The 12,660-nt window shown below is 65.8% G+C and carries 11 protein-coding genes and 1 pseudogene; 10 read left to right on the plus strand and 2 right to left on the minus strand.

Annotation, left to right across the window (positions count from 1 at the left end; all coding sequences use genetic code 11):
* Positions 1–127 precede the first annotated feature (127 nt).
* The 3 genes from ACT3S2_RS09985 (at position 128) to ACT3S2_RS09995 (ending at position 3,752) form a co-directional block, all read left to right on the plus strand.
* Complete coding sequence (locus tag ACT3S2_RS09985; protein ID WP_444561657.1) at positions 128–1,741, plus strand: acyl-CoA carboxylase subunit beta; 1,614 nt, start codon at positions 128–130, stop codon at positions 1,739–1,741.
* The gene (locus tag ACT3S2_RS09990; protein ID WP_444561658.1) at positions 1,738–1,986 is read left to right on the plus strand and encodes an acyl-CoA carboxylase epsilon subunit; all 249 of its coding nucleotides are present in this window, start codon (positions 1,738–1,740) and stop codon (positions 1,984–1,986) included. The genes ACT3S2_RS09985 and ACT3S2_RS09990 overlap by 4 nt, the downstream gene beginning before the upstream one ends.
* Before the next feature lie 74 nt (positions 1,987–2,060).
* Positions 2,061–3,752 carry a DUF885 domain-containing protein gene (locus tag ACT3S2_RS09995; RefSeq protein WP_444561659.1) on the plus strand — a complete coding sequence of 564 codons (1,692 nt, stop codon included), beginning with the start codon at positions 2,061–2,063 and terminating at the stop codon, positions 3,750–3,752.
* Positions 3,753–3,825: 73 nt separating this feature from the next.
* On the opposite strand, the gene ACT3S2_RS10000 is transcribed toward ACT3S2_RS09995, so the two are convergent.
* Together ACT3S2_RS10000 and ACT3S2_RS10005 are read right to left on the minus strand one after the other, a co-directional pair.
* Positions 3,826–4,215 (minus strand): hypothetical protein, encoded by a 390-nt coding sequence (locus tag ACT3S2_RS10000; RefSeq protein WP_444561660.1) that lies wholly within the window; start codon positions 4,213–4,215, stop codon positions 3,826–3,828.
* Positions 4,212–4,556, minus strand: coding sequence for a PadR family transcriptional regulator (locus ACT3S2_RS10005; RefSeq protein WP_444561661.1), 345 nt, complete (start codon positions 4,554–4,556; stop codon positions 4,212–4,214). Before ACT3S2_RS10005 ends, ACT3S2_RS10000 begins: the two co-directional genes overlap by 4 nt.
* A 240-nt stretch (positions 4,557–4,796) precedes the next feature.
* Between ACT3S2_RS10005 and ACT3S2_RS10010 the strand changes: the two genes are divergently transcribed.
* The 7 genes and pseudogenes from ACT3S2_RS10010 to ACT3S2_RS10040 all read left to right on the plus strand — a co-directional run.
* On the plus strand, positions 4,797–6,218 hold the full coding sequence (locus tag ACT3S2_RS10010; protein ID WP_444561662.1) for a dicarboxylate/amino acid:cation symporter: 1,422 nt from the start codon (positions 4,797–4,799) through the stop codon (positions 6,216–6,218).
* Positions 6,219–6,380: 162 nt separating this feature from the next.
* Positions 6,381–7,046, plus strand: coding sequence for a TetR family transcriptional regulator (locus ACT3S2_RS10015; RefSeq protein ID WP_444561663.1), 666 nt, complete (start codon positions 6,381–6,383; stop codon positions 7,044–7,046).
* A gap of 3 nt (positions 7,047–7,049) precedes the next feature.
* Positions 7,050–9,902, plus strand: a complete 2,853-nt coding sequence (locus ACT3S2_RS10020) for an MMPL family transporter (RefSeq protein ID WP_444561664.1) — start codon at positions 7,050–7,052, stop codon at positions 9,900–9,902.
* A 4-nt stretch (positions 9,903–9,906) separates the two neighbouring features.
* Positions 9,907–10,620: a Maf family protein gene (locus ACT3S2_RS10025; protein WP_444555507.1), complete on the plus strand. Its 714-nt coding sequence runs from the start codon at positions 9,907–9,909 to the stop codon at positions 10,618–10,620.
* Between the two features lie 102 nt (positions 10,621–10,722).
* Positions 10,723–11,406: a hypothetical protein gene (locus ACT3S2_RS10030; RefSeq protein WP_444555506.1), complete on the plus strand. Its 684-nt coding sequence runs from the start codon at positions 10,723–10,725 to the stop codon at positions 11,404–11,406.
* Positions 11,403–11,723 (plus strand): winged helix-turn-helix domain-containing protein, encoded by a 321-nt coding sequence (locus tag ACT3S2_RS10035; RefSeq protein ID WP_444555505.1) that lies wholly within the window; start codon positions 11,403–11,405, stop codon positions 11,721–11,723. Before ACT3S2_RS10030 ends, ACT3S2_RS10035 begins: the two co-directional genes overlap by 4 nt.
* Before the next feature lie 236 nt (positions 11,724–11,959).
* A pseudogene (locus ACT3S2_RS10040) lies at positions 11,960–12,660 on the plus strand (hypothetical protein); the annotation flags it as partial.

The following is a 12,660-nucleotide window of genomic DNA, read 5'->3' on the forward strand; positions in this document are numbered from 1 at the left end:
CCGAGCGCCACGCGGTGACTTTGTAGGGTTCCTACAGCCGAGACGGCGCGGCACGTCACTAGACTGACCTTGAGGGCACGCTTGTTGTGCCATTCCTACTACTTTCAAACAGACGGGAGTCTCCCGCATGAGCGAGACCGGCCTCCAGGCACCGGACGAGCAGATCGACCTGTCCACCACCGCGGGCAAGATCGCCGAATTCCGGCGCCGGCAGTCGCAGTCGCTGACCCCCTCCGGCCCGCAGGCGGTGGAAAAGCAGCACGCCCGCGGCAAGAACACCGCCCGCGAGCGCATCGAACAGCTCATGGACGAGGACTCCTTCGTCGAATTCGACGCCCTGGCGGTGCACCGCTCCACCGCCTTCGGCATGGACTCCAAGCACCCCCTCGGCGACGGCGTCGTCTCCGGGCACGGTACGGTCGATGGCCGCCTCGTGGCCGTCTACTCCCAGGACTTCACCGTCTTCGGCGGCTCATTGAGCAAGGTCAACGGCGAGAAGATCGTCAAGGTCCAGGAATTCGCCCTGCGCAACGGCTGCCCGGTCGTGGGGATCAACGACGGCGGCGGGGCCCGCATCCAGGAGGGCGTCGCCTCGCTGGCGATGTTCGCCGACATCTTCCGCAACAACGTCCACGCCTCCGGCGTCGTCCCGCAGATCTCCCTGATCCTCGGGCCCTGCGCCGGCGGCGCGGCCTACTCCCCGGCCCTGACCGACTTCGTGGTGATGGTGGACAAGACCAGCCACATGTTCATCACCGGCCCGGACGTCATCAAGACGGTCACCGGCGAGGAAGTGGACATAGAGACCCTCGGCGGGGCCCGCCAGCACAACGCCAACACCGGCACCGCCAGCTATCTGGCCGCCGACGAATCCGACGCCATCGACTTCGTCAAGGAACTACTGGACTACCTGCCGTCCAACAACCTCACGGAGGCCCCGCCGACGGAGTTCGAGGAGGAACTGACGGTCACCGAGGACGATCTGGACCTGGATGCGCTCATCCCCGATTCGGCGAACCAGCCCTATGACATGCGTGACGTCATCGAGCACATCGTCGACGACGGGGCCTTCCTGGAGATGCAGTCGCTCTACGCCCCGAACGTGATGATCGGCTACGCCCGCGTCGAGGGACGCAGCATCGGGATCGTGGCCAACCAGCCGATGCAGTTCGCCGGCACGCTGGACATCGCCGCCTCGGAAAAGGCGGCCCGTTTCGTGCGCCACTGCGACGCCTTCGGCCTGCCGATCCTGACCCTGGTGGACGTGCCGGGGTTCCTGCCCGGCAAGGACCAGGAGTTTCAGGGCATCATCCGCCGCGGGGCCAAGCTCCTCTTCGCCTACGCCGAGGCCACCGTCCCGAAGCTGACCGTCATCACCCGCAAGGCCTACGGCGGCGCATACATCGTCATGGGGTCCAAGAAGCTCGGCGCAGACCTGAACCTGGCGTGGCCCACCGCGCAGATCGGGGTCATGGGGGCCCAGGGCGCGGTGAACATCCTCTACCGCCGGGACCTGGCAGCCGTCGCGGCCGAGGGCGGGGACGTCGAAGCCCGGCGTACCGAGATCATCGACGACTACGAAACCGAACTGCTCAACCCGTACCAGGCGGCGGAACTGGGGTACATCGATGCCGTGATCGCCCCCTCGGACACCCGGACGCAGATCGTGCGCGGACTGCGGGCCCTGCGCGATAAGCACGCCTCGTTGCCGGCGAAGAAGCACGGAAACATCCCGCTGTGACCGGCTCCACCGACCATCAGAACGACGCCGGCACCCCGGCGCCGCTGTTCCAGGTGGTCCGGGGGAACCCGGACGACGTCGACGTGGCCGCACTCGCCGCGGTCCTGGCCGCCCTGCCCGGCGAGGCCCGGGAGCCCCAGGGCATCGAGGCCGCCACCTCGCGTCGCGAGGTGATGCGCAACCAGGCCTGGCAGCGCCGTCACCTGGCCGGCCAACCGGGCCCCTGGCGCAGCGGACGCTCCTAGTCGGCGTCCTGGGGCCGCCCGCCGGCCGCGGCTGATCTTCAACACCAGCTTCACATGCGGCTAGGCTGTGCACCATGACGAACGCCACACCTCCAGCCACCCGTGCCCCCAGTGCCATCGACGCCGTCGCCGACCGGTTCTTCGACCGCCTCATCGCCCTCGCCCCCGATTTCGCCACCTCACTGGGCATCCCCGGCCACGAAACCGGATATTCGGACTACTCCCCCGCCGGCCAGCAGGCCTATGTCGAGGCCGTCCGCACCACGCTCCAGGCCCTCGAAGGCCTCGAGCCGGTCGACGACGTCGATGCCATCACCCTGGATGCCATGCGCGAACGGCTCGGCCTCGACCTGGAACTCGACGCCACCGGGATCACCCAGCTGAACAACATCGCCAGCCCGGCCCAGGACATCCGAGCGATCTTCGATCTGATGCCCACCGACACCACCGAGCAGTGGCGGCACATCAGCGGCCGGCTCGCCAATGTCTCCGCAGCCATCGACGGCTACATCGCCTCGCTGTCCAAGAGCCGCGACGAGGGCCTTGTGGCGGCCCAGCGCCAGGTCCGCATTGTCATGGAGCAGACCCGCGACTATGCCAAGGCCGGCGGCTTCTTCACCTCCCTCGCCGCCGAGGCACCCACCGCTGCCGGGGAACCGGCGGAAACGCTAGGCGATGAACTATCCACCCATACCGCCGAGGCAGCCGCAGCCTATGCCCGCCTGGCCGACTTCCTCGAAACCGAACTCCTGCCCGCCGCCCCGGCCAAGGACGCCGTGGGCCGGGAGTACTACGCCCTGTGCTCACGGCAGTTCATCGGTGCCGAGATCGACCTGGACGAGACCTACGACTGGGGCGTCGCCGAATTGGACCGGCTCATCGCCGAACAGGAGATGGTGGCCGGACAGATCAAGGCCGGCGCCTCCATCGCCGAAGCCAAGGAGATCCTCAACGCCGATCCGCAGCGCCAGCTCAAGGGCACCGAAGCCTTGAAGGCGTGGATGCAGGAGAAGGCCGACGCGGCAGTGGCCGCCATGGAGGGGGTCCACTTCGAGATCCCCGAAACGATGCGCCGCCTCGAATGCATGATCGCCCCCACCCAGGAAGGCGGCATCTACTACACCGGACCCTCCGACGACTTCAGCCGTCCGGGCCGGATGTGGTGGTCCGTTCCCGCCGGTGAGGACGACTTCACCACCTGGTCCGAGACGACCACGGTCTACCACGAGGGCGTTCCCGGCCACCACCTGCAGGTCGGCACCGCCACGTACCGCAAGGACACCTTGAACAACTGGCGCCGTAACGCCTGCTGGGTCTCCGGCCATGGTGAGGGCTGGGCCCTCTACGCCGAACGCCTGATGCTGGATCTGGGCTACCTGGCCGATCCGGGCGACCATATGGGCATGTTGGATATGCAGCGCATGCGCGCCGCCCGCGTCGTGTTCGACATCGGCGTCCACCTGGAGCTGGAGATGCCCTCCCGCTGGGGTTCCGGCCCATGGACCCCCGAGAAGGGGTACGACTTCCTCTCGAAGCACCTGGACATCTCCGAGGGCCAGCGCCAATTCGAGTTCACCCGCTACCTCGGCTGGCCCGGTCAGGCCCCCTCCTACAAGGTGGGCCAGCGTCTCTGGGAGCAGATCCGCGATGCCCGTCGCGCGGCCGAAGGCGACGACTTCGATCTGAAGGCCTTCCACAGCCAGGCGCTGAACATGGGATCGGTCGGGCTGGACACCCTGCGCCGGGCCCTGCTGCCGGCCCAGTAGGCAGCACCACTGGCCGAGCGACCCACAGTGGACGACGCCGGGATCCCGAACGGGGTCCCGGCGTCGTCCACTTTTAATGCGGTCTAGGGCGGGGCGGTGATCGGAGATAGTCGGTCAGGAAACCACCGAGCACCCCCACCACCAGCACGACCAGGGCCGGCCACAGCAGCACCGGACCCGTGATGGACCTGACATCGACGTCGGTCAAGGCCCCCAGCGCGAAAACGGCGATGACATAGCCGATGGCCAGGACACCCGCGACGGTGATCACGCGAACGCCCAGAGTCCGCCGCTTCACCGCGGAGAAGCTCTCGGCATAGTCTTCAGCGGTTCCGAACTCGGATTCGGCGGAATTCCCCGAGCTCATCACATGAGCGCGAACCTCATCGATAGCCTCGGAGACCTGCGCCTCCGGCAGCCCTCGCATCCGCAGATAGAAGGCTAGGTTGTGCTCGTAGGTCATGATGCGTCCTTTCGTAAGGTTCGAAGAACAGCTAGTTTCTCGGTCATGTGACTCCAAGCAAGGTGTCCTCGCTCGAGTTCTTTCGTGCCAAGGGGGGTCAGTGCGAAAACTTTCCGTCCCGGGCCGGCGTCTTGTTGCTCCCATTGGTGAGCCACCAGCCCTTGTTCTTCCAGCCGCCGCAGAAGTGGATACAGGGTGCCACCCTTGAGGCGTTCGAAACCGTGATCACGAAGAACCTCGATCATGGCGTATCCGTGCCGCCGCCCACTCTTGAGCAGAGCCAACACCGCTTGCGGCAAGGCCGCACGCGTCAGCTCAGATGCCCAATCGATTTCATTCATAATAGATAGTAACCCTACTTAGCTAGTGAGACCACACACCTGGATGTCGGAGAGTCAGCGCCGCGATGTGATGCTCTACCAAAATGCGGGAAGCGCCACATCGTGATCGGGAATGAACCCACCGACCCCTTGTGCCAGCAGGGATCCGCTGGCATGGGCGCCCACCCACCACACCGTGGCGACGTCATAAAGTGAAATATCGACTCTTCGGGGTGTACCTTCCGGCCCTACGGTCGTTCCGTGAGCACATCAACCAAACCCCACCGCATATTGCCCCGCTGGGCGACCGCCTTCGGTCCCCAGATCGTCGCGGGCCTGGTCCTCGGCGTCGTCCTGGGCCTGGTCGCCAAATACACCGGCAGCACCGCCGAGTCCCCCAACGCCCTCGGCGCCACGTTGGACACCATCGGCTCCAGCTACGTCTCGCTGCTGCGCGCAGCGGTCATCCCGCTGGTCTTCTTCGCCGTGGTCGCCTCCATCGCCAACCTGGCCCAGGTCACCAACGCCGCCCGACTGGCTTGGCGGACCATCCTCTGGTTCGGCATCACGGCGCTGATCGCCGTGCTGATCGGCATGGGACTGGGCACCTTCATCCGCCCCGGCGCCAACACCGGCCAAGGAGCCCCGGAGGACTACGTCGGCACCACCGGCGACTGGTGGGCCTTCCTCACCGGGCTGATCCCGGAGAACTTCCTGGGCCTGGAAACCAGCAGCAAGGTCGCCGAATCCGGTGACGTCTCCACGAGCCTGTCCTTCAACGTCCTGCAGGTCCTGGTCATCGCCGTGGCCGTGGGCATCGCGGCCCTGAAGATCGGTTCCGCCGCCAAGCCGTTCCTGGATCTGAGCGCCTCGTTGCTGTCCATCATCCAGAAGATCCTGTGGTGGATCATCCGGCTGGCCCCGCTGGGCACCGTCGGGCTGATCGGCAACGCGACCGCCTCCTACGGCTGGGACACCATGGGGGCGCTGGGCAAGTTCGTCATCGCCATCTATGCGGGCCTGGCCCTGGTGCTGTTCGTGGTCTACCCGATCCTGGTCAAGGCCCACGGCCTGGGCGTGCGTTCCTACTATTCAGGGGTCTGGCCGGCGGTCCAGCTCGGCTTCGTCTCCCGTTCATCGATCGGCACGCTGCCGCTGACCCAGCGCGTCACCGAACGCAACCTCGGGGTCCCCCGCGGCTACGCCTCCTTCGCCGTCCCGTTGGGCGCGACGACCAAGATGGATGGGTGCGCCGCGATCTACCCGGCCGTCTCGGCGATCTTCGTGGCCCAGTTCTTCGGCATCGACCTGGACGTCACCCAGTACATCCTCATCGCCATCGTCTCGGTGCTCGGCTCCGCCGCCACCGCCGGGACCACCGGCGCAGTGGTGATGCTGACACTGACGCTGTCCACCCTGGGACTGCCCTTGGCCGGTGTCGGCCTGCTGCTGGCCGTGGACCCGATCCTGGACATGGGCCGCACCGCGGTCAACGTGGCCGGACAGGCGCTGATCCCGGTGATCGTCTCCCAACGGGAAGGCATCCTGGATCACGATCTGTACAACGCCCCGCGCAACGGCACCCCGTTCGCCGAGGAGTTCGACGACGCCCGCACTGCCGAGGCCACGCAGCAGGAGCAGAGCCCGGACCCCGCACCGGCCCAGCCCGCCACCGTCTGCTGATCTCCGGCACGCTCACTCCCCAGGGGCTCCGCACCGCCACCGCGCCGTGCGGAGCCCCTCTTCGCTTCGTTCGCTTCGTCCGCGTCCTCCGCTTCCTCCGCTTCCTCCGGACCCTGAGCACTAATTTGCACGGTGTGCAAACTTGCACGTAGTGTAATGACCGTGAATCCGCTCCCCGACTCCCCCAGCAGCGGCCCCTCGCGCCGCGAAATCAATAAAACGGCCACCCGTGCCGCCATCATCGACTCCGCCATGGCGCTGCTGCGCACCGAGGGCTTCGACGCGGTGACCGCGGATCGTGTGGCCGAATCCGCCGGCATCTCCCGGCGCACCTTCTTCAACTACTTCTCCTCCCTCGAAGCCGCCCTGAACGGGCCCACCGAGGCCTTCGTGGACCATGTCCTCCAGCTCTTCGAGGACCAACCCCGCGAACTGCCGATCATGTCGGCGGCGGTGAATGCGCTCAACGGCATCGCCGACCGCAGCCTATTGGGCCCCGTGGCCGAACTGGTCACCGTCTCCCACAGCAGCCCGCAGTTGGACCGGCTCGAACTCGAGGCCTGGAACAACTGCGCCGGACGCCTGGTCGAGACCATCGTGACCCGCGTTCCGGCCACCGACCTGCTGACCGCATCGGTCTTCGCGAACTCCATCATCGGGGCGGGGCGCGCCGCCTTCGACTTCTGGCTCGAACAGTCCGGCGGCGATCTCTCCGATGCCTCACTGACCATTCTGCAGAACTACCTCACCACCGCCTTGAGCCAGCTCCGAGACGGCTTCCCCACCCTGAACGTCCCGGCCGATCCGGCCCAGATCCGAAAGGCCTGAGTCATGGCCACCTTCCTATATAAACTCGGCCGCATGGCCTACCGCCGCCGCTGGGCCGTCATCTCCGCCTGGCTCGTCGGCCTGCTGGCGATCGGCCTCTCGGCCGGCGCGTTCATGGGGACCCTGACCAACAGCTTCTCCATCCCCGGCACCGAGACCCAGCAGGCCCTGGACAAACTCAAGACCGAGATGCCCGAATTCTCCGGGGGCAGCGGGTCGATCGTCTACCAGACCTCGGACGGCCAGAAGTTCACCGCCGCCCAGAAGAAGGCCATCGGCCAGTCGTTGGACGAGCTCGAAGGCCTCCCGGATGTCCGGGAGGCCTCCAACCCCTTCACCACCCAGAAGCAGTTGGATGAGGCCCAGCAGAAGCTCGAGGACTCGAAGAAGAAGCTGGACGACGGGGAGAAGCAGCTCGCGGACGGACGCCAGCAGCTGGCCGACGGCAAGGACCAGATCGCCGACGCCAAGAAGGAGATCGCCGACGGGCGCCAGAAGCTCGAACCCGAGCAAGCCAAGATCGACGACGGCCGCGCCGAGCTCAAGGAAGCGAAGACCAAACTCGACGGGGCGGCCCAGGCCGGAGCCATCCCGCCGCGGCAGCTTGCCGCCCAGCGCGCCAAGCTGGAGGCCACCGAGAAGCAGCTCGACCAGGGCCAGGCCAAGCTCGACGCCTCGGCGAAGCAACTCGATGCCGCCGAGCAGCAGATCTCTGCGAAGGAATCCGAGGTCTCCGCCAACGAGAAGAAGCTCGAGGAATCGGCGAAGGACATCAAACAAGGCAAGAAGGATCTGGCCCTGGGCCAACGCCAGGCCGAATCCACCGAGGGCATGCGGTTCGTCTCCAAGGACGGCACCACCGTGGCCGTCAACGTCTCCTTCACCGGCTCCGCCGACGCCCTGACCTCCGAGACCCGCGATGAGATCAAGGACATCGGGGCTGAGCCGACCTCCACCGGACTCGAGGTGGACTACTCCACGGAAATCGTCCAGGACATCTCTACGATCTTCGGGTCGGCGGAGATCATCGGCCTGGTGATCGCCGCCGTCGTCCTGCTGGTGATGCTCGGGACGTTCGTCGCCGCCGGACTGCCGCTGCTGATGGCCGTCCTCGGCGTCGGCGCCGGCGTCGGCGGGACCCTGGCCCTGTCCAGCGCGATCGAGATGGCCTCCATCACCCCGGCGCTGGCACTGATGCTCGGGCTGGCTGTGGGCATCGACTATTCGCTGTTCATTGTGCACCGACATCGCCGTCAGCTCCTCGACGGAATGGAAATCGAGGAATCCATCGGCCGGGCAACCGGCACCAGCGGAAACGCCGTGGTGTTCGCCGGCCTGACGGTCATCATCGCGCTGTCGGCACTTGCCGTTCCCGCCCTTCCGTTCCTCTCGGTACTGGGCCTCTCCGCGGCCTTCACCGTGGCCATGGCCGTGCTGATCGCCATCACGCTCACACCCGCACTGCTGGGCATCATCGGCCCGAAGCTGGTCAGCAAGCGTGCTTGGCGCAAGGCCGCCGCAGCTACCGCCCCGGAAGCCACCCCCGCTTCCGAAGGCACCGATTCGGCAGCCCACCCCAACGCCGCCGGCAACCGCGGCTGGGGCGCCTTCGTGACCAAACGCCCCGTACTCATGAGCGTCGTCGGCGTTCTTCTGCTGGGCATCATGGCCGTGCCGGCCCTGCAACTACGCACTGCCCTTCCCGATGGCAGCGCTGAACCTGTCGATTCGAGCGCCCACCAGGCATACGACCTGCTCAGCGATAAATTCGGCGCTGGTTACAACGGACCGATCATCGCCTTGGCGGACCTGCCGGCAGGGTTGGACGCCGATGAAGCCGAGGCCAAGAACCTGGACATCGCCGATCAACTGCGCGGCATCAACGGCGTCGTCGCCGCGGTTCCCGTGGGCATCAACGACGCGAACACACTCGCCGTGCTGCAGATCGTCCCTCAGGAGGGTCCGGCCGACCCGGCCACCGAACAGGTAGTCACCGATATCCGCAACGCCTCCACGGCCATCGAAGCGGAGACCGATTCGCATCTGGCCCTGACCGGCCAGGTCACCGCGCAGATCGACGTCTCCGAACGCCTCGCCGAGGTGTTGCCGCTCTACTTGGGCATCGTCGTCGGCCTCTCCCTGGTGCTGCTGTTGCTGGTCTTCCGCTCCGTGATCGTGCCGGTACTGGCCACTGGGGGCTTCCTCCTGTCCCTCTTGGCATCGTTTGGTGCCACGGTCGCGGTGTATCAGTGGGGTTGGCTCTCCGGGGTGTTCGGCGTTGCGACGCCTGGACCGATCATGAGTTTCCTGCCGATCCTGCTCATCGGAATCCTCTTCGGGCTGGCCATGGACTATCAGGTGTTCCTGGTCTCGGGCATGCGCGAGTCTTTCGTCCACGGCCAGCGCCCGCGGGCCGCCGTGCGCTCCGGGTTCGCACATTCCGCGCCGGTGGTTACCTCCGCGGCACTGATCATGACTAGCGTCTTCGCCGGCTTCATCTTTTCCGAGCTGACGATGATCCGGGCGATCGGATTTGCCTTGGCAATCGGGGTGCTGCTGGATGCCTTCGTGGTCAGGATGACGATCACCCCGGCGATCATGCACCTGCTGGGCCGCCGCGCCTGGTACATCCCGAAGTGGCTGGACAAGGTGCTTCCCGATGTGGACGTCGAAGGCGCGAAGATCGCCGCGCTGGCCACGCCAGGGACGGCCGGAGGTTCCTCCGACACCTCCGACTCCGGTCCCGACTCCGATGGCCCCCATGGCGGGGACCACGATGGGCACGAAGAGCCGGGCGCCGGGGGTTCGCGCCATCCGGCGCACCGTGCCGACGGCCCCGACGACGCACTACGGTAGAGCCATGAGCATGGACCCTTCCTCCCCCAACACCGTCAACGCCGATCCTGTAGCCCAGGTGACCGAGGAGGAACCGCCACTGCTGGTGTTGGCCTCCCGGTCTCCAGGGCGGGCCCGGATCCTGACGGACGCGGGCATCGGTTTCGAGACCATCGTCTCCGATGTCGATGAGGACGCTGCCGTGGCCGGGGCCGTCGAGCGCCTGGGTGGCTCCCTGGATGCACCGTCGATGGCGTTGCTGCTGGCCCGGACCAAGGCGGAATCGGTGGCAGCCCTCGAGGCAGCAGATGGCGCCGTGGTCCTGGGCTGCGACTCGGTTTTCGAACTCGACGGGGTGTCCTACGGCAAGCCCCATACCGCCGAGGTCGCCACGGAACGCTGGAAGGCGATGCGCGGGCGGACCGGGGTTCTGCACACCGGGCATTGGCTCGTGGACAACCGCAGCACTGAAGAAGACGACGGCGGCACGGGGGCCACCCTGGGAACCGTGACTTCGGCGTCGGTCAGTTTCGACGAGGTCACCGACGAGGAGATCGAGGCCTATGTGACCACCGGCGAACCGCTGCCCTGCGCCGGGGCCTTCACGATCGATGGCCGAGGCGGGGCCTTCATCACCGGCATCGACGGGGACCCGCATACGGTCATCGGCCTGTCCGTGAACACACTGCGTCACCTGCTGGCCTCCGCGGCGCTGTCCGTCACCGATCTCTGGATCTGATTCATTTCAAGAAAGTACTTGCAAGAATGGAAAGTACTTTCTAAGCTGAATGCATCAGGTGGTCGGGCTCTCCGGCCCAGCCGCCCCATCCCAGGAGTCGAGATGCAAACATCAGAGAACAAGACAGCCAACGGCCAGCGCTACGCATGGATCGGCTTTGCCCTCGGCATCGCCTGCATGCTGGGCCTGTTCATCTTCGGCCTGATCACCGGCAAACCCCAACTGCCGGTCATGGCCGGGTCCATCGGCGCCCTGTTGGGCGCCGTCTGGGCCTCCACCTCCGCCGCGGCCACTGCCGCCGCACGCCGCGAGTCCCTGGAACCGGCGACGCAGGAACCGCTCCCGGAAACCGCCCCCGCCCCTCCCACCGCCGAAGCCGCACGCGGCCTACTGGAGGAGGCCAGCCGATTGGAGTCCGCCTCCCGGGCCGGGGCCAGCTGGCCGCATATCACCATGCTCCTGGGACTCGGGGCCATCAGTTCCCTGACCATGATCTCCTTCTGGTTCGTCGGACGATTCGACGAGTCCGCCGTGGTCCTGCCGCTCGTCGCCCTCTTGATATGGCTCGGGATCCTCATGGCCTTCATGCTGGTCTTCGGGCGCTCCACGAAACGAGGCTTCGCCCGGCGCTGGGTGACGTTCATGTCGATCTGGGGTGGACTGTGGGCCCTCGGTGTCATTCTCACGACCAGCGTGTTTTCCGGCGAACTGTGGTTCACCATCGTCATCGCCACCGCACTGACGCTGAACTCGGTCATCGGTGCCTGGCTGGAGGCGGGCAAATGAACACGGAAACCGACAGCAACGAGGAGCACCCTCGGCTGAAGCTCTCCGACCAGCTGGCCCACCCGGTGCGCTTCTCTCTGGTCGCGGCCATCGCCGGCACCGACGAAACGGAATTCGCCGTCGCGCGGGACCATCTACAGGTCAGCGATTCCGTCCTCAGTCGTCAGGCCTCCCAACTCGAAACCGCAGGGATCGTGAAGATCCGCAAGGGGTTCGTGGGCAAACGCCCACGGACCTGGTTTTCACTCACACGCGACGGACGAGCGACCTGGGAGCAGCATCTGGCAGCCCTGCGGGACATCGCCGCGGGCGGCTAGGGCACCACGGTTTATACCTCAACTAGATACCCCGCTGGCTGCGGCGCAGACGGGACCTTGCGGCGCATCGGGCAGGCTGGGTGTTTATGACTCCCAACCGGTTGCGTCATCGTCGTCTTTCCCGACTCAAGAATCAGATGCAGGCTAGCAGCCGGGCGAACACCACGTTCTGACCACCAACAGTAGAAAGTCCCCGCCAAATTGTCCCTCTCGCAGCAGACTCCTAGAATGGCAGCGTGACCAGTACAAATGCGCAACACCTAAATCTCGACTTTCAGCAAGCAGACCTTCGCACCGATGACAGCAGGGTCATATTGCAGGTCCTGCGGGCTATCGTCATGGTTTCTGACCTCAAGCCCGGGGAGGCGGACGAGATGCGCCGTACGTGGAATCGATGCCTGTGGATTCCGGATGAAAACGCATCCGATAGCGATTCCATTCCGCACTCCGTGATCAAACGTGACCCGAACATGAGCTGGGCACTATTCCATGAGCTGCTTGTCGGGACCGCAACAAGCATCGGCATCGAATCCTGCCGCGGTGAATACTTGATGTTCCACGCCGCGGCTCTTGCACATCCAAGGTCCGGGCAGGCCATCGCCTTGGTAGCCCCCAGCGGCACGGGCAAAACGACTGCGGCCCGAAAACTAGGCACGGCACTGTCCTACCTCACCGATGAAACCACGGTTATCTCCACCGGCCGATCGATGATCCCTTATCCGAAACCGCTTTCTCTATTCTCTGATTCAGGGACACGCCCCAAGAACCAGCATTCCCCTGATGAATTCGGCTTCCTCCCGTCTGTGGCCCATGCCGAACTTTCCCGTCTCGCCATCCTCGACAGGGTGAAGGACCAGGGCTTGGACTCCGCCTATTTCGTTGAGCTCTCGAAGCTCGAAATGCTTGAACGCCTCATCCCTGAAAGTTCCTCACTAGC

Origin of the sequence: Arthrobacter sp. AOP36-A1-22, from assembly GCF_052377615.1 — a bacterium.
Classification (GTDB): Bacteria; Actinomycetota; Actinomycetes; order Actinomycetales; family Micrococcaceae; genus Arthrobacter_H.

Coding starts and splice junctions, on each gene's coding strand:
- ACT3S2_RS09985 (WP_444561657.1), top strand. CDS start 128: ATGAGCGAGACCGGCCTCCAGGCACCGGACGAGCAGATCGACCTGTCC.
- ACT3S2_RS10030 (WP_444555506.1), top strand. CDS start 10,723: ATGCAAACATCAGAGAACAAGACAGCCAACGGCCAGCGCTACGCATGG.
- ACT3S2_RS10035 (WP_444555505.1), top strand. CDS start 11,403: ATGAACACGGAAACCGACAGCAACGAGGAGCACCCTCGGCTGAAGCTC.
- ACT3S2_RS10025 (WP_444555507.1), top strand. CDS start 9,907: ATGAGCATGGACCCTTCCTCCCCCAACACCGTCAACGCCGATCCTGTA.
- ACT3S2_RS10005 (WP_444561661.1), bottom strand. CDS start 4,556: ATGAATGAAATCGATTGGGCATCTGAGCTGACGCGTGCGGCCTTGCCG.
- ACT3S2_RS10000 (WP_444561660.1), bottom strand. CDS start 4,215: ATGACCTACGAGCACAACCTAGCCTTCTATCTGCGGATGCGAGGGCTG.
- ACT3S2_RS09995 (WP_444561659.1), top strand. CDS start 2,061: ATGACGAACGCCACACCTCCAGCCACCCGTGCCCCCAGTGCCATCGAC.
- ACT3S2_RS10020 (WP_444561664.1), top strand. CDS start 7,050: ATGGCCACCTTCCTATATAAACTCGGCCGCATGGCCTACCGCCGCCGC.